31 protein-coding genes are annotated in these 24,641 nt (G+C 64.5%); 2 read left to right on the top strand and 29 right to left on the bottom strand.

Going from position 1 to position 24,641, the window contains the following annotated elements; translation table 11 throughout:
- Positions 1–79 precede the first annotated feature (79 nt).
- Positions 80–1,228: a prenyltransferase/squalene oxidase repeat-containing protein gene (locus GA615_RS17985; protein ID WP_201750227.1), complete on the top strand. Its 1,149-nt coding sequence runs from the start codon at positions 80–82 to the stop codon at positions 1,226–1,228.
- 194 nt (positions 1,229–1,422) lie between these two features.
- Positions 1,423–3,861 (top strand): transporter substrate-binding protein, encoded by a 2,439-nt coding sequence (locus tag GA615_RS17980; protein ID WP_152052704.1) that lies wholly within the window; start codon positions 1,423–1,425, stop codon positions 3,859–3,861.
- A gap of 15 nt (positions 3,862–3,876) precedes the next feature.
- Here the strand turns inward: GA615_RS17980 and GA615_RS17975 are convergent, their stop codons facing one another.
- The 29 genes from GA615_RS17975 to rplC all read right to left on the bottom strand — a co-directional run bounded on the left by GA615_RS17975 (position 3,877) and on the right by rplC (position 24,502).
- Positions 3,877–4,803: a TPM domain-containing protein gene (locus tag GA615_RS17975; RefSeq protein WP_152052703.1), complete on the bottom strand. Its 927-nt coding sequence runs from the start codon at positions 4,801–4,803 to the stop codon at positions 3,877–3,879.
- A gap of 95 nt (positions 4,804–4,898) precedes the next feature.
- Positions 4,899–5,801, bottom strand: a complete 903-nt coding sequence (locus GA615_RS17970) for a hypothetical protein (RefSeq protein WP_152052702.1) — start codon at positions 5,799–5,801, stop codon at positions 4,899–4,901.
- Positions 5,802–6,083: 282 nt separating this feature from the next.
- Positions 6,084–6,527, bottom strand: a complete 444-nt coding sequence (locus GA615_RS17965) for an HIT family protein (protein ID WP_235905529.1) — start codon at positions 6,525–6,527, stop codon at positions 6,084–6,086.
- A 175-nt stretch (positions 6,528–6,702) separates the two neighbouring features.
- Positions 6,703–7,161: a 50S ribosomal protein L17 gene (rplQ, locus tag GA615_RS17960; RefSeq protein WP_152052700.1), complete on the bottom strand. Its 459-nt coding sequence runs from the start codon at positions 7,159–7,161 to the stop codon at positions 6,703–6,705.
- 152 nt (positions 7,162–7,313) lie between these two features.
- A complete protein-coding gene (locus tag GA615_RS17955; RefSeq protein WP_152052699.1) occupies positions 7,314–8,312 on the bottom strand; it encodes a DNA-directed RNA polymerase subunit alpha in 999 nt (332 codons plus the stop codon).
- Positions 8,313–8,584: 272 nt separating this feature from the next.
- On the bottom strand, positions 8,585–9,214 hold the full coding sequence (gene rpsD, locus GA615_RS17950; RefSeq protein ID WP_152052698.1) for a 30S ribosomal protein S4: 630 nt from the start codon (positions 9,212–9,214) through the stop codon (positions 8,585–8,587).
- A gap of 152 nt (positions 9,215–9,366) precedes the next feature.
- Complete coding sequence (rpsK, locus tag GA615_RS17945) at positions 9,367–9,747, bottom strand: 30S ribosomal protein S11 (RefSeq protein WP_152052697.1); 381 nt, start codon at positions 9,745–9,747, stop codon at positions 9,367–9,369.
- A 230-nt stretch (positions 9,748–9,977) separates the two neighbouring features.
- Positions 9,978–10,361: a 30S ribosomal protein S13 gene (rpsM, locus tag GA615_RS17940; protein WP_152052696.1), complete on the bottom strand. Its 384-nt coding sequence runs from the start codon at positions 10,359–10,361 to the stop codon at positions 9,978–9,980.
- 77 nt (positions 10,362–10,438) lie between these two features.
- Positions 10,439–10,555, bottom strand: coding sequence for a 50S ribosomal protein L36 (gene rpmJ / locus GA615_RS17935; protein WP_152052695.1), 117 nt, complete (start codon positions 10,553–10,555; stop codon positions 10,439–10,441).
- Between the two features lie 748 nt (positions 10,556–11,303).
- Positions 11,304–12,113 (bottom strand): type I methionyl aminopeptidase, encoded by an 810-nt coding sequence (gene map / locus GA615_RS17920; protein ID WP_152052694.1) that lies wholly within the window; start codon positions 12,111–12,113, stop codon positions 11,304–11,306.
- A 54-nt stretch (positions 12,114–12,167) separates the two neighbouring features.
- Positions 12,168–13,571: a preprotein translocase subunit SecY gene (gene secY, locus GA615_RS17915; RefSeq protein WP_152052693.1), complete on the bottom strand. Its 1,404-nt coding sequence runs from the start codon at positions 13,569–13,571 to the stop codon at positions 12,168–12,170.
- A 346-nt stretch (positions 13,572–13,917) separates the two neighbouring features.
- Complete coding sequence (gene rplO, locus GA615_RS17910; RefSeq protein WP_152052692.1) at positions 13,918–14,370, bottom strand: 50S ribosomal protein L15; 453 nt, start codon at positions 14,368–14,370, stop codon at positions 13,918–13,920.
- A gap of 11 nt (positions 14,371–14,381) precedes the next feature.
- Positions 14,382–14,867, bottom strand: coding sequence for a 30S ribosomal protein S5 (gene rpsE / locus GA615_RS17905; RefSeq protein ID WP_152052691.1), 486 nt, complete (start codon positions 14,865–14,867; stop codon positions 14,382–14,384).
- 203 nt (positions 14,868–15,070) lie between these two features.
- Positions 15,071–15,448, bottom strand: coding sequence for a 50S ribosomal protein L18 (gene rplR / locus GA615_RS17900; protein ID WP_315851680.1), 378 nt, complete (start codon positions 15,446–15,448; stop codon positions 15,071–15,073).
- Positions 15,449–15,659: 211 nt separating this feature from the next.
- Positions 15,660–16,208 (bottom strand): 50S ribosomal protein L6, encoded by a 549-nt coding sequence (rplF, locus tag GA615_RS17895; protein ID WP_152052690.1) that lies wholly within the window; start codon positions 16,206–16,208, stop codon positions 15,660–15,662.
- Between the two features lie 61 nt (positions 16,209–16,269).
- Positions 16,270–16,665, bottom strand: coding sequence for a 30S ribosomal protein S8 (gene rpsH, locus GA615_RS17890; protein ID WP_152052689.1), 396 nt, complete (start codon positions 16,663–16,665; stop codon positions 16,270–16,272).
- A 148-nt stretch (positions 16,666–16,813) separates the two neighbouring features.
- Positions 16,814–17,374, bottom strand: coding sequence for a 50S ribosomal protein L5 (gene rplE / locus GA615_RS17885; protein WP_152052688.1), 561 nt, complete (start codon positions 17,372–17,374; stop codon positions 16,814–16,816).
- A gap of 219 nt (positions 17,375–17,593) precedes the next feature.
- A complete protein-coding gene (gene rplX, locus GA615_RS17880; protein ID WP_152052687.1) occupies positions 17,594–17,947 on the bottom strand; it encodes a 50S ribosomal protein L24 in 354 nt (117 codons plus the stop codon).
- A gap of 121 nt (positions 17,948–18,068) precedes the next feature.
- Positions 18,069–18,449 (bottom strand): 50S ribosomal protein L14, encoded by a 381-nt coding sequence (rplN, locus tag GA615_RS17875; RefSeq protein WP_152052686.1) that lies wholly within the window; start codon positions 18,447–18,449, stop codon positions 18,069–18,071.
- 178 nt (positions 18,450–18,627) lie between these two features.
- Positions 18,628–19,011 carry a 30S ribosomal protein S17 gene (rpsQ, locus tag GA615_RS28210; protein WP_152052685.1) on the bottom strand — a complete coding sequence of 128 codons (384 nt, stop codon included), beginning with the start codon at positions 19,009–19,011 and terminating at the stop codon, positions 18,628–18,630.
- A 71-nt stretch (positions 19,012–19,082) separates the two neighbouring features.
- Positions 19,083–19,307: a 50S ribosomal protein L29 gene (rpmC, locus tag GA615_RS17865; protein ID WP_152052684.1), complete on the bottom strand. Its 225-nt coding sequence runs from the start codon at positions 19,305–19,307 to the stop codon at positions 19,083–19,085.
- Positions 19,308–19,333: 26 nt separating this feature from the next.
- Complete coding sequence (rplP, locus tag GA615_RS17860) at positions 19,334–19,756, bottom strand: 50S ribosomal protein L16 (protein ID WP_152052683.1); 423 nt, start codon at positions 19,754–19,756, stop codon at positions 19,334–19,336.
- Entirely contained in the window at positions 19,695–20,399 is a 705-nt protein-coding gene (gene rpsC / locus GA615_RS17855; protein ID WP_152052682.1) for a 30S ribosomal protein S3, read from the bottom strand. The genes rplP and rpsC overlap by 62 nt, the downstream gene beginning before the upstream one ends.
- 51 nt (positions 20,400–20,450) lie before the next feature.
- Positions 20,451–20,858 carry a 50S ribosomal protein L22 gene (rplV, locus tag GA615_RS17850; RefSeq protein WP_152052681.1) on the bottom strand — a complete coding sequence of 136 codons (408 nt, stop codon included), beginning with the start codon at positions 20,856–20,858 and terminating at the stop codon, positions 20,451–20,453.
- Between the two features lie 128 nt (positions 20,859–20,986).
- The gene (gene rpsS, locus GA615_RS17845) at positions 20,987–21,262 is read right to left on the bottom strand and encodes a 30S ribosomal protein S19 (RefSeq protein ID WP_152052680.1); all 276 of its coding nucleotides are present in this window, start codon (positions 21,260–21,262) and stop codon (positions 20,987–20,989) included.
- Positions 21,263–21,381: 119 nt separating this feature from the next.
- The gene (gene rplB / locus GA615_RS17840; protein WP_152052679.1) at positions 21,382–22,242 is read right to left on the bottom strand and encodes a 50S ribosomal protein L2; all 861 of its coding nucleotides are present in this window, start codon (positions 22,240–22,242) and stop codon (positions 21,382–21,384) included.
- Between the two features lie 106 nt (positions 22,243–22,348).
- Positions 22,349–22,675, bottom strand: coding sequence for a 50S ribosomal protein L23 (gene rplW / locus GA615_RS17835; protein WP_152052678.1), 327 nt, complete (start codon positions 22,673–22,675; stop codon positions 22,349–22,351).
- Between the two features lie 69 nt (positions 22,676–22,744).
- Positions 22,745–23,497 carry a 50S ribosomal protein L4 gene (gene rplD, locus GA615_RS17830; protein ID WP_152052677.1) on the bottom strand — a complete coding sequence of 251 codons (753 nt, stop codon included), beginning with the start codon at positions 23,495–23,497 and terminating at the stop codon, positions 22,745–22,747.
- 372 nt (positions 23,498–23,869) lie between these two features.
- Positions 23,870–24,502 (bottom strand): 50S ribosomal protein L3, encoded by a 633-nt coding sequence (rplC, locus tag GA615_RS17825; RefSeq protein ID WP_152052676.1) that lies wholly within the window; start codon positions 24,500–24,502, stop codon positions 23,870–23,872.
- Between the last annotated feature and the right edge of the window lie 139 nt (positions 24,503–24,641).

The raw sequence follows: 24,641 nt of genomic DNA, 5'->3' as shown, positions 1-24,641 counted from the left end.
CGAGTGTCGAGAGGGTCCCGCTCGGCCCGTGAATGATGGAAGCGGAACCGGAACGGTCTTGAATCGAAGGAGGCAGATTGTGTTGCACCGAAGCCACGACCGTCGGCGATTTCTTCAAGGGGCGGGAGCGGGGGTCATCGGGTTCTGGGCAATCGGGGGCCGCTCGGCGGCGATCGGGCAGGAGACGCAAGGGGCGAGCAGCGACGCGCTGACGGCCAAGGCCGTGGCGTTTCTCAAGAGCCGGCAGGAGGCCGAAGGCGGCTGGTCGACGGCCATCAGCCCGGGGATTACGGGGCTGGTGGTGACGAGCCTCTTGCGCTCGGGGGTCACGCCGTTCGATCCGGCCGTGGAAAAAGGGCTGGCGCTGATTGAGCAGACGATCGGCCCGGACGGATCGCAGGCCGACGGGCCGCACGCGAACTACCTGACGGCCATCGGCATCATGGCGCTGAACGAGGCGAAGACCAAAGGGGCCGGCAATCGGTACGACGCGACGATCGCCGGGGGGCAGTCGGCGTTGATCGGGTTGCAGTGGGACGAGGGGGAGGGGAAGACCCCGGCCGATCCGTTCTACGGCGGGGCCGGATACGGCAGCAAGAGCCGGCCGGACATGTCGAACACGTCGTTCATGATCGAGGCGCTTCGGGAAACCGGCCTGCCCGAGGACGACCCGGCCTTGCAGAAGGCGTTGCTGTTCGTCTCTCGGGCGCAGAACCTCGACAGCGAGTTCAACGATCAGCCGTTCGCCGGCAAGGTGAACGACGGCGGGTTTATCTACACCCCGGCCAACGGCGGCGAGAGCCAGGCCGGCGAGGCTCCCGGCGGCGGCCTGCGGTCGTATGCGAGCATGACGTATGCCGGGCTCAAGAGCATGGTTTATGCCGGGTTGTCGATGGATGATCCTCGGGTGAAGGCAGCGTATGAGTTCATCCGTCAGAATTACTCGCTGGACGAGAATCCGGGGCTGGGCCAGCAGGGGTTGTATTACTACTACCAGACCTTCGCCAAGGCCCTGGCGGCGCTCGGCAATCCGACCCTGACCGATGCCGAAGGCCAGGAGCACGACTGGCGAGCCGATCTGGTCGCAGCGCTGGCCAAGCGCCAAGGGGTTCGGGGCGAGTGGGTCAACCCGGCCGATCGCTGGATGGAAGGGGACCCGAATCTCGTGACCTCGTATGCCTTGCTGGCGCTGGCGTCGGCCCGGTCGATGAGCGAGCCGAAGGCGTAAGCGAAGACGATCCGCAAGAGAGGGGAGACTCCTCGCGCTTCGCGTGCGGGGAGTCTCTCTGGAGGGAACGAGACGACAATCGGGTCGTGAAGCGATTGCTTGCAGGGCATTGTGGGAGCTAGAGTTCGTTCGGGAGCAATTGGCCCCGTCCAGATGAGTCGAAGGCGTTGCCGGCCCCCGATCGAGGCCCGACCGTGAGTGATTCTCAGAGCGTGAACCCGGACGATCCGACCCGCCGACTGCCCTGGACAGGGTCGCTGGACGAGACGGTCGGCCACGAGGAGCCGGCCTGGACGGCTCAGGATCTGCCTCCAGGGACGATGCTGGGCAATCACCGGATTGTCGGCGTGCTGGGTCGCGGCGGGATGGGGGTCGTTTACGACGCCGAGGACACGCAGCTCGGCCGACCGACGGCGCTGAAGCTCTTGCCCGAAGGTTTGGCGACCGATCCGGTCGCGGCCGAGCGGTTCTTGCAAGAGGCGCGATCGGCCGCGCGGTTGCATCATCCGAACGTGGTGGCGATTTTCGAGGTCGGCCGGCACGACGGCAAACCGTTTCTGGTGATGGAGCAGGTCAACGGCCGGAGCCTCGCCGAGGCGATGGAGGCCGGGCCAATGCCCTGGCGAGAGGCCACCGCGCTGGTCGCCCAGGCATGCCTCGGCCTGGAGGCGGCGCATCGGGCGGGCTTGATCCACCGTGACATCAAGCCCGCCAACCTGCTCTTGAACCGCGACGGCGCGGTCAAGATTACCGACTTCGGCCTGGCCAAGCTCTCCGACGAGCTGGGAGCCCACCAACTGACCCGAACCGGCCGCGTGGTGGGGACCCCGGCCTATATGAGCCCCGAGCAATGCCAGTCGGAGCCGATCGACGCGAGAACCGATCTTTACTCGCTCGGGGCGACCTACTACGGCTTGCTGACCGGCCAGGGTCCGTATGCCGATTCGACCTCGGCCCCGAAAGTGATGTTCGCCCACTGCTACAAACCAGCTCCGGACCCGAGGGAGGTCGTGCCCGACCTTCCCGAAGGCTGCTCGGCAATCATCGCCCGGGCAATGGCCAAGCAGCCGGGCGATCGCTACGCCGATGCCGAGGCGATGCGGCAGGATCTGCTCACCCTGCTCGCCGGGGCCCGACCGGCTCCGGACTTGCCGCCGACCCTGAGTGCCGAGGCGGTGTTCAGACTCCCGTCGAGCCCGACCGAACCAGGCATCGAGGCGATCGAGGCGGTGCCGGCAGCGTCGGGCTCGGGCCCGGGACTGACGACGGGGGAATCACCGAACAGAGCCCAATGGACACGCCGAGGGGCGTTGGGGGTCGGCCTGGCGGTGGCGGCCGGATACGGCTTGCATCAACTCTGGTCGAGCACGATCGGCGCGGATCGCGAGCCGAGGGGACCGGGCGATCGGGCCATCGGAGAGGGTTCGACCGCCTCGGAGGAGGCAATCGCGCCGGTGGTGGCGTCGGGTCCGCCGATTCGGGTCGGGGTCTTGCACTCGCTGTCGGGGGTGATGGCCGAGAGCGCCTCGGGGGTGGTCGACGGGACCTTGCTGGCCATCAACGAGCTCAACGCCGCCGGGGGAGTGCTGGGCAGGCCCGTCGAGCCGGTGGTGGTCGATGGTCGGTCGAGTCCGGACGTCTTCGCGGGCGAGGCCAGGCGGTTGATCGAGGAGGAGGGGGTTGAGGTAATCTTTGGCTGCTGGACCTCGGCGGCCCGGAAGGCGGTCAAACCGGTGGTTGAGCAGCTCGATGGCTTGCTGTTCTACCCGGTTCAGTACGAAGGGTTGGAGCAGTCGCCGAACATCGTCTATCTCGGCTCGGCGCCGAACCAGCAGATTCTGCCCGCGGTGAAGTGGGCGTTTGTGGAGCTGGGCCGACGATTCTTCCATGTCGGCAGCGATTACATCTTTCCAAGGGCCGCCGGCGCATTGATCCACGACCAGATCGAGGCGATCGGCGGCGAGCTGGTCGGCGAAGCGTTCCAGCCGTTGACCAGCGTGGATTTCGTGGGGATCGTCGATCGGATCAAGACCGAGCGGCCGGATGTGATCCTGAACACGATCAACGGCGACGGCAACGTCGCGTTCTTCCGCGACCTGAGAAAGGCCGGAATCGCGTCGCAGGAGATTCCGACGCTGTCGTTCAGCATTGCCGAACCGGAGATCCGCCGACTCGGCCTGGACGAGATGGCCGGCGACTACGCGGCCTGGACCTACTTCATGAGCGTCGATCGGCCCGAGAACCGCGCGTTCATCGAGCGGTTCCGCGACCGTTACGGGCCGCAGCGGGTGACAAGCGATCCGATCGAAGCGGCCTACGTCGGGGTCCTGATCTGGGCCAGGGCGGTCGAGGAGGCCGGGCAGACCGACGTATCGGCCGTGCGATCGGCGCTGGGGTCGATTGAACTGGAGGCCCCCGGAGACCGGGTGAAGGTTGATCCGGTCTCCCAGCACCTCTGGAAGACGTCGAGGATTGCCCGGCTCGACGAGCAAGGACGGTTCCATCTCGTCAACAGCTCGGGAGAGCCGATCCGCCCCGAGCCGTTCCCGAAGTTCCGGACCCGAGAGCAGTGGGAAACACTGCTTCAGCACCTTTACGACGGCTGGGGAGGCGGCTGGTCGGCCCCCTCGTGATCGGCCGGCCGGGCTTCACCAGCCCCCGCTGGCCCCGCCTCCGCCGGAAGACCCCCCGCTGAAGCCTCCGCCGCTGTAGCCGCCGCCTCCACCGCCGCTGAAGCCTCCGCCTCCGCCGCCCCGGGGGTGAAAACCGCCGCCCGAGGGGCCGTATCGCATGCTCAGGAGTACGGCCGTGGCGATCAGGACGAGCCAGCCGAAGAAGGCGGCGGCCATCAGGCCAATCCCCCCAAAAATGAGCCATTTCCGATTGTTTTCCGGGAATCCGAGCTGGGGAGCAAAGATACCAAGCACGAGAACGAGGATTCCCAGGCCGAAGAAGGCTCCGATAAGGACCAGAGGAAGGCCGTTGGCCTGCGAAAGGTGGCGGACCTCTCCCTTGATGCGTTGCCCGAGGTCCGGCTTCGGCGGCGATCCGTTGGGACCGATCGCGGCCAGTTCGGCGAGCGAGGAAACGCCTGCGGCAATGCCCCCGCTGTAGTCGCCTTGCTTGAAGCGAGGGATCATGTCGGTGTCCATCACCCCCTGGGAGAACTCGTCCCAGCGGTGTCCCCAGTCGGCCCCCAGCTCGATGCGGGCCTTGCGGTCGCCGAGGCTGACAAGTACGAGGATCCCCTTGTTGGCCCCTCCGGGACGGTTGAGCGTGCCGATCTGCCAGGCGTCGAACCATTCTCGGGCGAGCGGCTCGATCGGCCCCTGGTGGTTGTAGGCGGCCATCGCGGTGATGGTGACGACGATGATCGGCGTGTCGTGCTGCTCGAAGGCGGCGCGCTGAGCCTCGGCGATGCGGGCCTGGGCCGGCTCGTCGAGCACCTTGGCATAATCATGCGTGAACTGTCCGACCCCGTTCTCGGCGGGCACCGGCGGGATGTCGGCGGCCGAAGCCGGGGCGATCAGGAGGGCGGCGAGGACGGAAGCCGCAAGGCCGAGTCGATCGAGCATGGGGACCTCCGCTCTCAGGATGCGGACTCATCAGGCCCCGTCCGCGAGTCGCGGGACCTGACGCGTGGGTTATGTCGAACTCCGAAACTGTGGGCTCAGGCCGTCTCGCCGAACTTCCCCAGGAACAGATCGCGATAGACCAGGGCGATCGCGACGTAATAGATCGGGAACGTGAGGAGGAGCCCGACGCCCAGGAGAATCGCCCCCAGGCCCGAGAGGATTGCCGCGAGGACGTTGAAGACAATCGCCGCGAGGGTCTGACCGCGCAGGGCGACCCAGCTCTTGCGAATCGCGGCCACGGCCGTTTGCCGACCGTCGACCACCAACGGGATCGCCAGCATCAAGCGGCTGGTGACGAGGGCAAAGGCGATCATTCCGAAGACCAAAGCTCCCAGAAGGGCGAGCGGGGCATCGCGGGGCGGGAGCATAGCAAAGGCGATTCCGAAGGGAATGACCACCACGCTGACCGCGATCGACGTGAGGACTTCGATCAAGAGCGTCACGAGGAAGACCTGCCCGAAGACGTCGATCGCCCCGAACAGGTCACCGACCGCGATCGGTTTGCCGCGGACCTGCTTGCAGGCAGTGCGGAACAGGCCGCCGAGGAAAAAGGCGGAAACCACCGTAGCGGACAGGAAGGTGACGCCCTGGATCAGCAGGTCGGCCGCGTTGAAGGAAGCCGCCGAGGCATCCACTGCGCCGGCGGGAATTCCGATCGCCCCCGAGAGGCCCCCCAGTCCGAAGGCCAGGATCAGATTGGCGACGGCTCCCAGAACGACCAGGACCAGGAGGATCAGAATCCAGGTTCTTTGCTGTCGCGAGGCCACCTTGAACGCGCCGCTCAGGTGGCCGAAGCGGATGGTTACGTTCCTCGGCTCACCGACGGCAAGGTCAGTGGCTGGAGTCGAGGACGTCGGGGTTTCAACGGGGGCGGCATATAGGTTCGATTGCGTTGCGTCCGAGCCCCTGGCTTGCCATGGATTTTTCGTCTTCGCCATACGATTTCTCCCTCTGGGTCTTGGGGATTCGTGGCGCGCAGGCCTCTGCGACGTTGCGAACCTGTGGAAGGCTCTCGATCGCATCCACAGAAGATAAAGACCCGAACATCGCGAGGGCTTACAGGGAGGCGAGCATTACCGTGGCGCATCGCGGCGATCAAAAGTCCGTCCAGGTCGATCGGAACCGGCGAACATCACGCGGCGATCGCGGTCGAGGCCACCGGTGGAGGGCCGTCGGATCGGGATCGAACGGCCCGAAAAACGGGGCCGCGAGGATGATAATCAGGAGCCGGTGGTGTTGGCGTCGTCGAGGGACTGGGCGATGCGGGAGCGCATCTGCTCCATCTCGTCTCCCGAGTACGCCTGGTGCGGCCAGGGCCAGTGGACGGCGTCGCCGGAGAAGCGGGGGATGATGTGCCAGTGGACGTGGTGGACGGTCTGGCCGGCGGCCTCGCCGTGATTGACGACGATGTTCAGGGCGTCGGCCCCGGTGGCCTGCTTGACGGCGCGACAGAGGCGGGGGAGGAGGGAGCCGACGTGCGCGGCAAGGTCGTCGGAGAGGTCGGAGAGGGAGGCGGCCTCGGTCTTGGGGATGATCAGGACGTGCCCCTTGTTGACCGGCCCGATGTCGAGGAAGGCCAGAGCGTGATCGGTTTCGAGGACCTTCGCGGCCGGAATCTCGCCGCGGAGGATTTTGGCGAAGATGTTCTGAGGGTCGTAGGACATGGGTGCGAGACTCCTCGAACGGCCGGGCATCGTGGAGAGAAAGGTGACGGAGGGAAATGGACCAGCGTTCGAATCAAACGAAGAAAGAGTCGAGGGCAAGACGCGGGAGTCTGCCCTCAACTCTCTCAAGGTTCTGCGATCATGTTCATGACCGAAGGGACCGGCACGCTCAAGGTCAGGCGGTGGTGCCGACAACCTCGGGCTGGACGCTCTTGGAGCGAACCGGCTCATCGGCGGGAATCAGCTCGATGAGGGCCATGGGGGAGCAATCCCCCTGGCGACGGTGCGCGAGCTTGTAAATGCGGGAGTAGCCGCCGGGGCGTTCCAGGTAGCGCGGGGCGATTTCCTGGAAGAGCTTGTAGGCGATGTCCTTGCGGGTCAGGACGGCGAGGCTGCGGCGGAACTCGGCCAGGGGCATCTTGTCGGCGTCGTCACCACCGAGGGCCTTCTGGCGTCGCAGGCCGCGGACGGCCAGGGTGATGAGCTTCTCGGCGTATGGCTGAAGGTCCTTGGCCTTGGCCTGCGTCGTCTCAATCCGCTCGTGCTCGAACAGCGAGGTGGCCAGGTTGCGCAGGAGCATCCGACGATGCTCGGGGGTTCGCTTGAACTTTCGTCCGGCTTTCCGGTGACGCATGGCTTGGGTTCCAGTAGGCAGTAGGCAGCGGGCAGTAGGCAGAAAGGAACACCGAGCAGAGGCAAGGCGAGCAGAGTTGCGGATCGGTTGCTTCTGATTCGATCCTCTGAATGCCTACCGCCTACCGCCTCCAGCCTACTCCCAAAAAGACATTAACGACGGGCGTCGGCCATACCGAGGTCAAGGCCGATTTCCTGGAGCTTGATGCGGACTTCCTTGAGGGTCGTCTCGCCGAAGTTGCGGACGCCGAGCAGTTGATCTTCGGATCGGCTGACGAGGTCGCGAACGGTGGTGATCCCTTCGCTTTCGAGGCAGTTGGTGGCCCGAACCGAGAGTTCGAGCTCGGCGAGCGACATGTTGAGCTTGCGCTCGGTTTCCATGTCGACGCCGCCACTGTAGCTGCCACTTTCGAAGCCGCCGGTACCGTCGGAGGGCAGGCCGGGACCAGGCTCGTAGTACTGGACGAAGGGATTGAGGTGCTTGCGAAGGATCTTGGCGGCCTCGACCAGAGCCATTTCGGGCTTCAGGGTGCCGGTCGTCCAGATACGCATCGAGAGCTGGTCGTAGTTGGTGCGCTGACCGACGCGGGTATCGTGCACGCGATATTCGACGCGGGTCACGGGGCTGAAGATGGCGTCGATGGGGATGGCCCCGACTTCGAGGTCGTCGGTGTGGCCTTCGGCGGCGGGTCGATAGCCTCGACCATTTTCGACGGTCATCTGGATGTTCAGCGGAACATCGTCGGTCAGGGTGCAGAGGATGTGGTCGGGGTTGAAGACGACGACCGATTCATCGTGCAGGATGTCGGCAGCGGTGACGACGCCTCGGCGATCGCGTTCGATGCGGATGGTCCGGGGCTGGTCGGAATGGTTCTTGACGATCAGGCCTTTGAGGTTCAGGACCAGGTCGGTGATGTCCTCGACCATCCCGGGGATGGTGGAGAACTCGTGCTGCACGCCCTGGATTTTGATCGTGGTGACGGCGCTGCCTTCGAGGCTCGACAGCAGGATGCGTCGGAGACTGTTGCCGACAGTATGGCCGAAACCGCGTTCGAACGGTTCGACGTGGAATTCGCCGAAGGTGTCCGTGAGGGTCTCGCGGTTGCAGGTGACCCGGCTGGGCAGTTCCAGGCCTCGCCAACGGATGCGCATGGCTGAATCAGGCTCCCAAATTCACCGCAGAGGACGCAGCGGGGTTCTCGGGGACAAAAAAACGGCGGCGGGGGGGCGCCGCCGTGGGGAGATCCCCGGGGGTCTGCCTCGGCGTCCTCTGCGTTCTCCGCGGTGAATCCCCGTCCCGAATTCGGTTTCGATGGCACGTGCAAGCAAGAGCGAGCGAGCAAGCAAAAAAAGGTCGAGGCCCCCGACCGAATCACCCCGAGGAAAAAAATCGGGACGATCGGGTCGAGGCGCCTGGCGATGCCTTAGCGGCTCAGAAGCTCGACGATCAGCTGAGGCGTGACCGGCAAGGAGACATCCTGGATCGAGGGCAAGCGGTTGACGCGGGCCTCGCCCGCTTCGGAGCCGGCGCGATCGAGCCAGTCGGGCACCGGGGGCAAGCCTTCCATGTTCAGGGCCGCGGTGACGAGGTTCTGGGATTCCTCGCGTTCCTTGACCTTGATGATGTCGCCAGGCTTGACCAGGTAGCTCGGGATGTCGGTCTTGCGGCCGTTGACCAGGATGTGGCCGTGGCGAACGAGCTGGCGGGCCGAGGGGCGGCTGACCGCGAAGCCCAGCAAGGTGACGACATTGTCGAGCCGCCGTTCGAGCAGGGCCATCAAGACGTCGCCGGTGTTGCCGGGCCGACGGCTGGCCATGTCGTAATAGCGGCGGAACTGGCGCTCGAAGACGCCGTAGTAGCGCTTGACCTTCTGCTTCTCTCGCAGGCGGATGGAGTACTCGCTCGGCTTACCGCGGCGGTACTGCTGCTGGCCGGGTGGGCCATCGCGGCGCTCCACGGCGCACTTGGGCGAGTCGCAGCGGGTGCCCTTGAGGAACAGCTTGATCCCCTCGCGGCGGCAGAGCCGGCAGACGGGTCCGATGTGGCGTCCCATGATCCTCGATTCTCAAACCAATATAAATGTACGAGCCGAGCTGATGCGTACCTGAGTCGTCCGATGATGATTCGGGCCGGATCGGAGGGGCCGTCACCAAGGGCAGCCGAGACCGATCCGAACGAGGCGAGGCGAGTGACTTGACCGACCGATCAGACCCGTCGTTTCTTGGGCGGTCGGCAGCCGTTGTGAGGCAAGGGGGTGACGTCTTCGATCGCCTTGATCGAGAGGCCGGCGGCCTGCAGTGCGGTAATCGCACTTTCGCGGCCCGAGCCGGGACCCTTGACGCGAACTTCGACCTCTTTGACGCCGAACTTCGTGGCGGCCGAGGCCGAAACCTCGGCGGCACGCTGGGCGGCGAAGGGGGTGCTCTTGCGGCTCCCCTTGAAGCCGACGGTGCCGCTGGAAGCCCAGCAGAGGGTATCGCCGTTGGGGTCGGTGACCGTCACCAGTGTGTTGTTGAACGTCGCCTTGATATGCACGACCGCGCGACTGACGTTGCGGCGCGTCTTCCGCTTCTTGGCCTTGGCCACCGCTGGGCTGCTCCGCTCTTGAAGGTCCTTGAAAACTGCTGATCGATTCCGACCGATCGCAAAGATGGCTGGCGAGATCCGTTCCGATGGAACGAACGCGCCCGGCCGGTGCCGGGCGAAAGGCTCCGAGGCGAGGGCCCGCGGAACCCAAAGGAGCACGAGTCAGGGCCGCGGCGAGCCGATCCGAACGAAGGGCAGGGATGCGGCTTGCCGGCGCGGTGCGACTCGGCTTAACGCATATCCTTGACGCCCTTCTTCCCGGCAACGGTCTTCCGAGGACCTTTGCGGGTGCGGGCATTGGTCTGGGTTCGCTGGCCGCGGACCGGAAGGCCACGGCGGTGCCGGAAACCCCGGTAGCAGTTGATGTCTCGCAGTCGAGCGATGTTTTGCTGCACGACCCGCTGCAACTGGCCTTCGACCGTGTACTCGCTGTCCAGCAGAGCGATGAGCTTCGCCAGCTCGTCGTCGGACAGGTCGCGGGCCCGCTTCTCAGGGTCGATCTCAGTGCGCTCGCAGAGCTGATCGGCCAGGAACGGGCCGATGCCGTAGAGGTATCGCAGCGAGATCCGGATCTTCTTGTCGTTGGGAATATCGACGCCCAGGATACGAGGCATCCGTCCTGTTCCTCCGGGAGGGCCGGGGCTCGGCTTCATTCGATCGTGATCACACGATTCCAATGGAGAGAGCCGGCTCAGCCTTGCCGCTGCTTGTGCTTGGGGTTGCTCTTGCAAATGACGTACACTTTGCCCCGGCGCCGCACGATGATGCAGCTTTCGCAAATACGTCTGACGCTTGATCGGACCTTCATCGCTCCAGTCCCGTCTTTCTTCAGAACAATCGCTTCGCAAGCATGCCCCAAAGGGCATGTTGGCGCGAGGGTATGCCGGCCGACCGGCGCGCGCCGCAGACCGGGGGGAATTCGACTACTGTATCGAGACGATTGTTCTCTTGCAAGTCCGTTGCGACCAAAACAATCGGAATTCGGATCGGTTGGAGGTCATCGGGCGACTGGCCTGGGGCTTGTCGGGGGGCCGTGCCCCAAGGCATGAGGAATCGGTTCAAAGATCGTGCGGGGTAAGCCCCACTTGCTTGGCGATACTGCCCAGCATGTGAGGCCCGATCTCTTCGCTGTCATGACAAAGAGAACATAGAATCGGGCCAGCCGTCGCGTGCAAGGACTCGGTGGGAACCTCCGACCTGACACGTTACGGACCAACCGATGCGACGCAATGCGGCCAGGACTCGCTTCGCGTTCGTCGAAGGCCACCGACTCATCGGGAAGGGGCGAAAAGGAGGTCAAGCTTCGGAGCGGGTTCACCATGTTCAAGGCGGTCGGCAAGCACTCGCAATGCCAAGGCCTCCACACGAGCGATCGCCTCGGATCGCGTCGATCCGTAGGCCAAGGCGCCGTGAAGTTCGCCAATCTCAGCGATCCAACGACCGTCCTCTTCCTGCTCGACCTCAAGACACAACGGATGGTTGGGGAGCATCACGCTGAGGCCTTCGAGGGTGTCGAGTGAGTGAGCGGTGATTGCTCAGGGAGGGTTAACGAAACGTCAGTCGAGGCCCTCGGGCAGGGTGAGGATCTTCGGGCCGTCGGGGGTCATGGCGACGGTGTGTTCGAAGTGGGCGGCGGAGAGGCCGTCCTTGGTGACGATGGTCCAGCCGTCGGAGAGGGCCTTGACGTGCTTGGTGCCGAGGGCGACCATCGGCTCGATGGCGAGGACGATGCCGGGTTCGAGCTTGAAGTCGTTGCGGCGGAGGGCCTTGCTGACGAAGTTCGGGACCTGGGGTTCCTCGTGCATGTCGCGGCCGATGCCGTGGCCGACGAACTTCTCGATGACATGCATGTGCTGCGACTTGACGTAGCGTTCCATCAGGCTGGCAACATCGGCCCAGGTCTCGCAGCGCTCCATGGCGCGGATGCTCAGGTCGAGGGTTTCCCGGGTGACATCGAGCAGGCGCTGGTTTTCCTCGGAAATCTGACCGATGGCCAGGGTGATGGCCGAGTCGCCGCACCAGCCGTTGATCCGGCAGCCGGTGTCGATGGAGATGATGTCACCGTCTTCGAGGGGGCGACGGGTGGGGATGCCGTGGACGACAGCGTCGTTGACGCTGGCGCAGATGACGGCGGGGAAGGGGCGGACCCCCTTGGTGGGGCTCGGGTAGTTGAGGAACAGGGGGGTGGCGTTGTGCCGCTGGAAGATGGCGGCGACGGCCTCGTTCATCTCGGCGGTGGTGCCGCCGGGCACGGCCAGTTCTCGGACACGGGCCAGGGCCTCGGCGACGACCTTGCCGGCCTCTCGCATCAGGCCGATCTCTCGGGGGCTCTTGAGCTTGATGGTCGATCGGCTGGGGCGGAGCATGGGGGAGAGCCCTCCGGGAGCGCGGACCTGTTGGCGTAGCGATCGGCGAGGAGATCAGCGGCGGTTCATCAGGCCGGTATAGTTCCGCATGATCAGGTGGCTATCAATTTTCTGGACGAGGTCAAGGCAGACCGAGACGACGATGAGCAGGCCGGTTCCACCGAGGAAGGAGGTGATCACCGGCTCGACGCTGGTGCCGGTCTGGGCCAGGGCCCCCTGGACGATCGACGGAATCACCGCGACGAGGCTGAGGAAGGCGGCCCCGACGAAGGTGATCCGCAGCATGACCTTCTCGAGGTACTCGGCCGTGCGTCGACCCGGTCGGTAGCCAGGGATGAAGCTGCCGTAGTCCTTGAGGTTATCGGCCATGTCCTTCGGGTTGAAGGTGATGGCGGTCCAGAAGTAGCAGAAGAAGTAGATCAGGCCGATGTAGAAAATGGTGTAGATGTAGGCCTGGCTCTGGAAGGCATCGAGCCCGGTCTCGAAGAAGCGGGCGATGGCGACCTGGAAACCGGAAACCTCACCGGGATCGGCCACGAGCCAGCTCGCCGTGCTGGATGCGAGCCCCTTGAAGATGAAGAAGGGGAACATCAGAAGGCTGGAGGCGAAGATGATCGGCATGACGCCGGCCTGATTGACCTTCAAGGGGAGGTACTGCCGGGTGCCTCCGTAGACCCGACGGCCGCGAACGTGCTTGGCCGACTGGGTCGGGATGCGTCGCTGGCTTTCGGTGATAGCGATCACGCCAACGATCACAGCAATGAACAGGGCTAACAACAAGCCGGTGACGATCAACGAGTAGGGCTTCTCGGCGTCGCCGGTCAGGCGGGGGGTGAAGCCGGACGCGAGGAGGAAGATGGCGTCATCGGCGCTGGCGAGAATGCCGGCCATGATGAGCAAGCTAATGCCGTTGCCGATGCCGTACTCGTCAATCTGCTCGCCAATCCACATCAGGAAGACCGTTCCGGTCGTCATGATGAGGACGCAGATAAATCCGTAAGGGAAAAAGTCTTTATATTGCCCAGGAATGTAATCAAGTGTTTGAACAAACCGGATCCACATCGCGCTCTGGACGAGACAGATGGCGACGGTGGCGTAGCGGGTGTATTCGTTGATCTTCTTGCGGCCGCTCTCCCCTTCCTTCATGAGGGCTTCGAGCTGAGGAACGACCGAGCCGAGCAACTGGAAGATAATCGAGGCGGAGATGTAGGGCATGATGCCGAGGCCGAAGATCGTGCTCATGCCGATCTGGGTGCCGCCGAACATGGCGGCCATGCCGAGGACCTTGCCGAAGGCCTGCTGGCTGATCTGCTCTTGCCAGTCGGCCAGGGCCGACTGATCGACGATCGGCAGGGGGATGTAGAAGCCGATCCGATAGATGGCCAGGAACATGGCCGTCATGAGGATCTTGCGCTGCAGCTCGGGGACCTTGAAGAAGATCGTGATCAGCTTCTGCACGGCAGGACGGCTCCTATGCACGTCGAGGAGGGGGCGGGGTCTCGGCGGTTCCCCAGGGCGACGTGTGCTGGGTCGGGCAGGCCTGAGCCTGCCGTCCGGGGCCAACTCGGACGGATCGGCAGGCCGAAGCCTGCGAGACGAAGACGAAGTTGGGTCGGGCGGTCGGTCGGGAAATCAAAACACGCAAGGTGGTTGGCAAACGAAGGCAGCCCAGAGGCGTAACGGTCACTCGAAGTCCGGCGTCCGGTCACGAGGATTGCGATGGCGAAAAAGCCATCGGGGGCTAACGGACACCGACCGGGCCGGATCTCGTCGCGGCCCGGTCGGGGAAGGTCGGGTCGGAAGATTAATCGATCACTTCGACCGAGCCGCCGGCGGCGGTGATCTTCTCGACGGCGGTCTTGCTGAACTTCTGGGCCTTGACGGTCAGGGCCTTGGTCAGGGTGCCGTCGCCGAGGATTTTCAGGCCGTCGTCGTGGCGACCCTTGACGAGCCCCTTGGCCCGGAGAATTGCCTCATCGACGACCGCGCCGGACTCGAAGAAGGCCTCGATCAGCTCCAGGTTCAGGATGGCGAAATCCTTCTTGAACCGGCCATTGGCGAAGCCTCGAATCGGCACGCGACGGACCAGCGGCATCTGGCCACCCTCGGAGAGGGGGCGAATCTTGAAGCCCTGGCGGGAGGAGTGTCCCTTGTGCCCCTTGGAGCTGGTCTTGCCGTGCCCCGAGCCGGGACCTCGACCGACGCGCTTGCGCTTTTTGAGCTTCTGAATACCTTCGTGAACGTCGTGAATTTGCATAATGGCTTACCTCACAGCTCCACGCCCCGGAGTCGGGCCACTTCGTCCTTCGTGCGGAGCTGCTGCAGCCCGTCGATGGCGGCCTTGACCAGGTTCAGTTTGTTGGGAGAACCGATGCTCTTGGTCAAAATGTCGGTGATGCCGGCGGCCTGCACGACGGCCCGGACGGCTCCACCGGCGATCACGCCGGTACCGGGGCTGGCCGGCAGCATGATCACCTTCGCGGCGCCGAAGCGGCCGATGACCGGGTGGGGGATGGTGCCGCGACGCATCTGAACGCGGGTCATGCGTTTGTGGGCGTCCTTGACCCCTTTTTCGACGGCCGGGGGCACTTCGTTGGCCTTGCCGTAGCCCCAGGACACCTGGCCTCGGCCATTGCCGACGACGACCAGGGCGTTGAAGCTGAAACGGCGTCCCCCCTTGACCACGGCGGCGCAGCGGCGGATGGACACGACGCTTTCGCTCCACTCACCGCGATCTCGACTGTCGCTGGACACGGATGATCCTCCGGAAGAAAGTAGGCAGTAGGCGGTTGGCGGTAGGCAGCAGGAGACGGACGGATCGGACCAGGGAATTCGGATCGGCGGTTCCGTCGAAGCAACGAGCAATTGACCGGATCAGGAGGGGGAGTCGTTGCGAGGGACGCCCCGGTTCTGCCGACTGCCGATTGCTGACTGCCTACGCTTGCTCCCCGAGTGATTCAGAACTGCAGGCCGGCCTCTCGGGCAGCGTCGGCCAGAGCCTGAACGCGCCCGTGATACTTGTAGCTTCGGCGGTCGAAGCAAACCTTGTCAATACCGGCGGCCTTGGCCCGTTCGGCCACCGTGCGCCCGACGACGGCCGCGGCGGCCTTGTTTCCGCCGTAGCTAACCTCTTGCCGAATCGCTGATTCGAGGGTGCCGGCCGAGACAAGGGTCTTGCCTTCGTCGTCGTTGATGATTTGCGCGTAAATGTGCTTGGAGCTTCGGAAAATCGCCAGCCGGGGCCGTTCGGTTGAGCCGAACAGTTTTTTCCGGACGTGCCGTTGGCGACGGAGCCGTTGGCCCTGAACATGCAGTCGGTGGTTCTTACCCTTCACGGTCGATCATCCTCCTGGGCCCTCGGGGCGGCCGATGACGACCGGCCACCCGACCCTTGTGAGTTGTGAGACGAGAGCAGAGCGAGGCAGGCGAACCCGCAAGGCACCAGGAGAGCCGGCCACGAGGGAGCGGCGGGAAACCGATCCAAGGGGGTCGAATCTGCCAGGTCCGTGAACTGGGGCCGGTCGCCGACCTCCTCTGCGAAAGAGATTACTTACCGAACGCCTTACCGGCCTTGCGGCGGACCTGTTCGCCTTCGTAGCGAATTCCCTTGCCCTTGTAGGGCTCGGGGGGCCGGACCCGTCGGACGCGGGCGGCGAACTCGCCCACGGCTTGCTTGTCGGCGCCGGTGATCTGAATGTGAGTCGCGTCGGGGACGGTGACGGTCACGCCTTCAGGAGCCGTCATCTGGATCTGGTTGGCGTAACCGACGACCAGGTTAACCGTGTTCGGGCCCTTGAGCTGGGCCTGATAGCCGACGCCGACGACCTCGAGGCGCTTGGTGTAGCCGTCGGTAACCCCCTTGATCATGTTGGCGATCAGGGTGCGGGTCAGGCCATGCAGGGCCTTGACGGGGCGTTCGTCGTTGGGGCGTTCGACCAGAACCTGCTTGGCGTCGGCATCGTAGCGGACGCTCATTTCCTCGCGGAAGGTGAACGAGAGTTTCCCCTTGGGGCCTTCGACCTCGATGGTCGAGCCGGCGAGGTTGATCTTGACGTTGTCGGGGACGGGGACCGGTTGGCGGCCGATTCGGGACATGACTGGGGCTCCGGGACGGTGATCGCAGGGGGTGGTGAGGGCTCGGCGCGGGCTGATCGAATCAATAGACCAGGGCCAGCACCTCGCCGCCGACCTTTTCGGCCCGGGCGCGGCGGTCGCTCAGAATTCCCTTGGGCGTGCTGACGATGTGGACACCCAGGCCGCCCTGGACCGGCTTCAAGTCGCGGTAGCCGCAGTAGACCCGACGGCCGGGCTTGCTGACGCGGTCGATCTTGGTGATGACCTTCTCGCCGTTCGGGCCGTACTTGAGGTTCAGGCGGAGCGTGCGGGCCGGAACGGTGTCGATCTCTTCGTAGTCCCAGATGTAGCCTTCATCCTTCAGAGCGGCGGCGATGCCGCGCTTCTCGTTGGAGTGAGGCATGTCGACGTGGGAGCGCTCGATCCGCACGGCGTTGCGGATCCGGGTGAGCATGTCGGCGATCGGGTCGGTCATCATGGCGGGGGCGATCCTCGAAACCGCCTCGGGTAACTCGGCCGATCCTGCGAATTGGCGATTGAGGCAAGAGGTCCGGCGAGTCGGCGAGGCGGGGGTCCAGTGAAAACGCTATCAAATCGGAACGGGAAACAATCGCGGAGTTGTCCGATCAGCCGGCCCGTTGCTGGCCGGGCTTGCGGAAGGGCATGCCGAAGGCGCGAAGCAGTTCGCGGGCCTGATCGTCGTTGCGGGTCGTGGTGACGAGGGTGATGTCCATGCCGAGCGTGTGGGAGATCTTGTCGGCCTCGATCTCAGGGAAGACCACCTGTTCGGTCAGGCCAAGGGTGTAGTTGCCGTTGCCGTCGAAGCTGTTCGGGTTGACGCCACGAAAGTCACGGATGCGAGGGAGGACGAGGTTGATCAGGCGATCGAGGAACTCGTACATCCGCGGCCCGCGAAGCGTGACCTTGCAGCCAATTTCGTTGCCTTCTCGAAGGCGGAAGCCGGCGATCGACTGCTTGGCCTTGGTGACGACCGGCTTCTGACCGGCGATTCGGCCCATGGTGTCGACAGCCACGTCCAGGATGGCTTTATCCTGGGTCGCGCGGCCGACACCCATGTTCAGCACGATCTTCTCGATTTTCGGGATCGCCATGACATTGGTGATGCCGAACTTCTCGGCCATCGCCGAGGCGATGGTGTTCTGGTATTCGTCGAACAGGCGAGCCATCGGGGCGATCCTCTGACCGTCGGCGCGGGATCGGGTCGGTCGATTCCCGTATGCCGGCGGGGGATGAAGGGAAGGTACAAGAATTCGAATACGTGAAACGGAACGAACCGTCGATCCACGATCGCCGGGGTCGGCTCGGAACAGGTCAGCACGGACGAGCCATGCGGCGAGGTTCCAGGACCGACGGAAGGAGAACGGAGACGGTCACGTGGTCAGCAATCAGGCCTTGGTCTTGGCCCGGGAAGGCTTCGGGGGGCCAAGAGTTCCGAGACCGCCCGAGCATCGCTTGCAGTAGCGCTCTTTCTGGCCGTTGTCGAGAATCCGGTAGCCGAGGCGGCTGGCACCGTTGCAGGAGGGGCAGTAGGGCAGGACGTTCGAAGCGTCGATCGGCATCTCCTTGGAGAGCCGGCCCCCCTGGGGGTTGCGCTGGCTGGGCTTGACGTGCTTGTAGACGAGGTTGACCCCTTCGACGATGATCTTTCCCTTGTCGGGAAGGACACGGAGCACCTTGGCGCGGGTACCCTTGTCGTCGCCGGTCATGACCACGACTTCGTCATCTCTACGGACCTTCATGACTCGCTTCTCCGGCCCGTCTGGGCCGTGTCTCGGAACTGATCAATGACCGGGAGGTGATGGTCAAGCGGGATTACAATTCAAAACGAGGGACAAACGACCCGAACCGGAGCGCCGAAGGTCAGACGACCTCGGAGGCCAGGCTAACGATCTTCATGAACTGCTTATCGCGCAGTTCGCGGGCGATGGCGCCGAAGATTCGGGTACCGCGAGGCTCGTTGTCCTTGTTGATCAGGACGCAGGCGTTGCGGTCGAATCGGACGTAGGAGCCGTCGGGCCGTCGGGTCTTGAATCGGGTGCGGACAACGACGCAGCGGACGACGTCGCCGGCCTTGACATCACCGCCGGGGGTCGCTTTCTTGACGCTGCCGATGAAGACATCGGCCAGGCCGGCGGTGCGTCGTTTGTAGCGCGACGCGGAGCCGCCGAGCACCTTGAAGCACATGACTTCCTTGGCACCGGAGTTGTCGGCCACGTCGAGCCGGGTTTGCATCTGGATCATCGGTCGAGAACCCCAGTCACGGTCGCGGCCGCGGTCCCCAGCGAACGCCGGCGGCCCACGAGTCTCCGAACGATCGGGTCAGCGGGAACGGTCACGCAAGAAAACAACACGAGAGAAGCAGAAACGGGGCCGAGCGGGCCATCTGGCCCTCGGCCCGGTTGGAACGGTCGGCTGAAAATCAGGCGTCAGCCTGATCGGGAGCCGGTTCGGCATTCGCCTGGGCGTCGAGGGCGGCCTTGCGGGCATCGGCCTCTTCGTGGGCGGGAGCCTTGCGAACGATGCGGAGCAGGCGCCAGCGCTTGGACTTCGAGAGCGGCCGGGTTTCGACGATTTCGACGAGGTCGCCCACGCGGGTCTCGTTCTGCTCGTCGTGGACGTAGCAGATGGTCCGGTGTTTCTGGTACTTGCCGTACTTCGGGTGCGGGACGAGGCGAGAGACCTCGACTCGTCGGGTCTTGTCCATCTTGTCGGAGGTGACCGTCCCGATCTCGACCTTGCGCCGACCGCGGGGCCGCGGGGAAGGCGGAGTCTTGGCCGGGGAAGTCGTCGTCGGCTCGCTCATCGTCTGAATTTCATTTCCGGGGGGACGAAGTCGGGGGCAGTATGCGAACGAAAAAACGGAGAGGCATCCGCTCAGGAGGACGCGGCCTGGGATTCGGCCTTCAGCTCTCGGAGGCGGAGGATGGTCTTGATCCGGGCGATGTCGCGCTTGGCCTTGAGCAGCTCACTCGGGGCTTCGAGCCGTTCGGTCGAGCTCTGAACGCGGAGCCGAAAGATTTGCTCCTGCGTTTCCTTGAGCATCAAGGTCAATTGCTCGTCGTCTTTTTCGTGCAGGTCGGCGGATTTGGTCTTGGGCATGGTTCGTAGGTCCTGATGGCGTTGGCTCAGAGCGTCGGCCGGCGGGAGACGAACCGGCAGTTCACGGGCAGTTTGTAGGCGACGCGAGCGAAGGCGGCGCGGGCCCGAGATTCGGAAATGCCGGCGACCTCGAACAGAACGGTGCCGGGCTTGACGATCGCGGCCCAGTAGTCGACCTCACCCTTGCCTTTACCCATGCGGGTTTCGGCCGGAATCGAGGTAATGCTCTTGTGCGGGAAGACCCGGATGTAGAGTTTCCCGCCGCTGCCTCGGACGGCCCGGGAGAGGACCATTCGGCTGGCTTCGAGCACCTCGGCGCTGACGCGACCGGGTTCGAGGGTTTGCAGGCCGTACTCGCCGAAGGCAACGTAGTTGCCTCGGGTCGCATTACCTTTTACGCGACCTTTTTGGCTTTTTCGATACTTGACCCGCTTGGGCATCATGGCCATCGGTGCCAGCCTCCATCTTCAGATAGTCGCCCTGGTGGACCCATACCTTGACGCCGATGTGCCCCTGGGGCGTGCGGGCTTCGGCGAATCCGTAATCGACTTTGGCCCGCAAGGTCGACAGCGGGATCGAGCCGGCGGCGGCCTTCTCGGTCCGGGACATTTCGGCCCCGCCGAGGCGGCCCGAAAGACGGACCTTGACCCCCTTGGCGCCGGCGTCCATCGTGTTGTCCAGCGCCCGCTTCATGGTGCGGCGAAAGCTGGCCCGCTTGCCCAGTTGCTCGGCGATATCTTCGGCGACGAGCTGGGCGTCGATCTCGGGGCGGTTGACCTCGACGATCTTGATTTCAATGCGGCGGCCGGTGAGGTTTTGCAGCTCCTCCTGGAGCTTCTCGACCTCGGCCCCCTTGCGACCGATGATCACGCCCGGGCGGGCGGTGTGCAGCAAGACGACGACGGCGTCTCGGGTGCGCTCGATCTCGATCTTGGGGATGCCGGCGTAGCTGTACTTCTTCTTGATGTATTTCCGGACCTTGAAATCCTCGACGAGGAGGTCCTTGAACTCGGCTTTACCGGCGTACCAGCGACTGCGCCAGTCTTCCATGACGCCGATGCGGAAGCCGGTCGGATGAATCTTCTGTCCCATGGGAAAGGTCCGGTCCTACGAGAAGATGGCCAAAAGGGGAGGGGTCCGGGGTCACTCGGCGGCGTCTTCGGCCGGCTGGCGGGCGGCCTCGGGACCGGCAAGGGCGGTTTCGAGGTCGGCCAGGCCGATGGTGATGTGGCAGCTCCGGCGGCGGATCAAGTGGGCCATGCCTCGGGCTCGGGGCATGAGACGCTTGAACATCGCGGCGCCGTCGCCTCGAGCGTCGGCGACGATCAGGTCGCCGGGGTTGCGGACCCCCTGGTCCTCGGCGTTGGCCATGGCGCTCTTGAGCACCTTCTCGGTGTACCGGGCACCTCGGTGAGGCAGGTACTTGAGGATCTGCAGCGCCTCGTCGGCGTATTTGCCACGGATCAGGTCGAGGACCTTGCGGATCTTCAGGACCGACATCCGGGCGAACCGGTGGGAGGCCTTGTAGGGGTAGGGGCTCTGGGTCTTCATCGTCGATCGATTCCCGTAGGGCCGGGGGGCCGGCCATCAGCTGTTGTGAGTGGCGGCCGGGAGTTCCGGCCCTACGCTCCGTGCCTCGGTGCGGTCGCTCGCAATCTCACGTGGTGGAGGAACGAAACTTAACGCTTGCCCTTCGATTTGCCGCCGTGGCCCCGGAAGGTGCGGGTCGGGGAGAACTCGCCGAGCTTGTGCCCGACCATGTCCTCGGTGATGTAAACTTTGGTGAAGACCTTGCCGTTGTGCACCTCGAAGTTCTTGCCGATGAACTCCGGCACGATGGTGCAGGCACGCGACCAGGTCCGGATCGGTGCTCGGGCGCCGCTGGTTTCGGCCTTTTCGACCTTCTCCAGCAGCCGCTCGTCGACGTAGGGGCCTTTTTTGAGCGAACGTCCCATGACCTTTTTCTCTCGTCAGTAAGCAGGAGGCGGTAGGCAGCAGGCAGGAAAGAAACCGGAACAAGACAGGAGGCCGCAGTCCGGTTCCGGGCTGCCGAGCGCCTCCTGCCGACTGCCAACTAGATCTTCAACTGACCGTAACGAACACTCTTGCGGCGGCGAATGATGGCCGAGTTCGACGGCTTGCGGCGCTTGCGGGTCTTGCCGCCCTTGGCCGGCAGGCCGGTCGGCGAGCACGGGTGACGGCCGCCTGAGGTGCGTCCTTCGCCACCACCCATCGGGTGGTCGATCGGGTTCATGGCCGTGCCCCGAACATGAGGACGACGGCCGAGCCATCGCTTGCGGCCGGCCTTGCCCAGGACCACGTTCATGTGGTCGGAATTGCCGACCGGACCGATGGTCGCCCGGCACATGACCGGCACGCGGCGGACCTCTCCGGAGGGGAGGGTCAACTGGGCCCAGGTCGCTTCTCGGGCGGTCAGGGTGGCGCTGGTGCCGGCCGACCGGCACATCTTGGCCCCGCCTCCGGGCTGCATCTCGATGTTGTGGATGACCATGCCGGTCGGGATCTTGGCCAGGGGCAGGCAGTTGCCGACCTTCGGCTCGGCGTCCGGGCCGGTGACAACGGTCATGCCGGCGGTCAAGCCCTCGGGGGCGATAATGTAGCGCTTCGTGCCGTCCTCGAACTGGATCAAGGCGATGCGGGCGGAGCGGTTCGGGTCGTACTCGATATGAGTGACCTGAGCCGGCTGACCGTCGCGGTCGTTGCGCTTCCAGTCGATGATCCGGTAAAGACGCTTGTGTCCGCCGCCGCGGTGCCGGACGGTGATCTTGCCCTGGTTGTTCCGGCCGCCGGTCTTCTTCAGCGGTTCGGTCAGGCGCTTCTCGGGCTTTTTCTTCTTGTCGGTCAGCTCGGAGAAGTCGCTGACCGAGGCGTTGCGGCGCCCGGGGCTGGTCGGCTTGTAGACGCGGATGCCCATGACTCTCTCGTTTCTTTCCCTTCAGGCCGCCGACGGCGGGGAGACCGATTCCGTTATGCTGCGCGATGACCGAGAAACGCTTGCCGAGAAGATCACACGTCAAGGATTAGAAGAAGTCGATCCGGTAATCGTCCTTCAGCTTGACGATGGCCTTCTTCCAGTTCTTGGTTCGACCGATCTTCAGGCGATACCGACGGGTCACCGACTTGCGGTTCTGGGTGCGGACGTCCTCGACCTGGACGTTGAAGAGGGTTTCGACAGCCTCCTTGATCTCGGTCTTGGTGGCCATCTGGTGCACTTCGAACGTGTAGGCGTTGTGACGCTCGGCAACCTGGGTGGCCTTCTCGGTGATCAAGGGCCGCAGGATAACCTGATAGGGCTCCAGCTTCGGGCCGGGCCGCTCGTACTGGGGGGGGCGGCGGAGGGTGACCATTGTCCTGCGAGACCTCGGGGCGTTCGGCGATTCAGTTCACGTTATGTTCAAGCGAGCGATCAATGCTCATCAGCCGGCCGCAGCGGCGGTGACGAGTTCCGATTCGGGACGACGACGGATTTTCTCCTTGGCCCGTTCCTTGAGCGAGGCGAGGGCCTCGGGCGTCAGGACGAGGTAGCGTTGGCGGAGCACGTCGTAGGTGTTGAACTCGGCCACCGGCGAGACCTTGACGCCGGGGAGGTTCCGGGCCCCTCGGTAGAGCAAGGGGTCGTACTCGGCGGTGCCGATGAGGATCTTGCGACCGTCGAGGGTGCGTCGCAGGGCGTCGCGCTTCGACTCGCCGTCGACCGGCTGGGCCTCGGCGGGGAGGTCGGGGCGTCGGATCGACCGCAGGATGCGGGCGACCTCCTTGGTCTTCGGGGTCTGGCCCAGGTCGAGCCCCGAGAGGACAAGAACCTGGCCATCCTGGAATTTCGACAGAACGGCCATGCGGATCGCCAGGCGAACGGCCTTCTTGGGCAATCGGTACGAGTAGTCGCGGTTCCGACGGGCGAAGGCCGAGCCGCCACCCACGCGCTTGTTGGTCCGCTTCGAGCCCATTCGGGCGTTGCCGGTGCCCTTCTGGCGGTACATTTTCTTGGTCGAGCCGGCGACGTCGGAGCGGCCCCGGGTGTTGACGGTGCCGACCCGGCGGTTAGCCAGGTGCATCAGGACGACATCGTGCAAGAGTTGCTTGTTGATCTTGCCACCGAAGTCGGCCGGATCGATGGACTCTTCGCCCACCTGCTCGCCGGACGTGTTGTAGATGGGGACGGTCAGCATCGTCGTTGATCCAGTGCAAGGCGGTCCAGTTCGCCGGCCGACCCGCGGTTGACTCGACCGGAGAACGACGATCCGGCGGTCGGAGCGAGTCGAATCCGAGCGGGAAGGCCCCGGGCCTCGAAGTTCGATCCGAAAACGAAACGGGAAGTCAAAACCAATGAAACGGATGACCGGGGGATGCAAGGCTTCGATCTGATTGCGAAAGGAGCCGGAAGCATGCCGGGGTCGGAGTGTCGCGAAGGCCCGGTGAGCCACTTGCCGATCCGGGACAGGCGGGGACCGAGGCGGTCGGTTCTACGGGTCAAGGGTGGCGGGCCATCGGTGATCCACGCTCTCGAGAACCTTGACCGTAGAGCAAGGCCGGCGGGCAGATCAGACTGCGTTCGTCTGGCGAACGATCACAAAACCGCCGTTGTGGCCGGGGACCGCGCCTCGGACCAGCAAGAGGTTGTTCTCGGCGTCAACCCGCACGACCTTCAGATTTCGCACGGTGACGCGGGTGTTGCCGTACTGGCCGGGCTTCTTGACCCCCTTGAAGACGCGGGACGGGTCGGCCGAGGGACCGGAGGAGCCGGGGTGCCGGTGCATCCGCTGCACACCGTGCGTGGCCCGAAGGCCGCGGAAGCCGTGCCGCTTCATGACACCCGAATAACCACGCCCCTTGCTCGTCCCGATGACGTCAACGCTGGGAATCTCGGTGAACAGATCGACGTTCAAGGTGGTTCCTTCGGTCACGTCGACCGGAGCCTCTTGCCGAATCTCGCGGATGAACCGCTTGGGCTCAGCTTCGACCTTGCGGGCATGGCCACGCTCGGCCTGCGAGGCGTTCTTGCGCTTCTTGTCGGCAAAACCAAGCTGAAGGGCGTGGTAGCCGTCACGTTCGGCGGTGCGAACTTGCAACACGGTGCAAGGGCCGCATTCGAGGACAGTCACGGGCACAACCGTGCCGTCGTCTTCAAAAATCTGGGTCATTCCGACCTTGCGACCCAGCAACCCGACATTCATCTCTGGTCTTGCTCCATCTCGAAATTCAGTGGATCAAAAGAGCCCACTCGCGGCACCGACAGGCCCCCCTCGGCCTACGGCCCGGTCAACACGCGAACGGGCACGAGTTGCCTTCGGGCAACCCGTGCCCCGTGGTGCC

The organism is Tautonia marina (assembly GCF_009177065.1).
Taxonomy (GTDB): Bacteria; Planctomycetota; Planctomycetia; order Isosphaerales; family Isosphaeraceae; genus Tautonia; species Tautonia marina.
The sequence above is the reverse complement of the archived record's forward strand: the minus strand, read 5'-3'. Positions and strand labels throughout refer to the sequence as shown.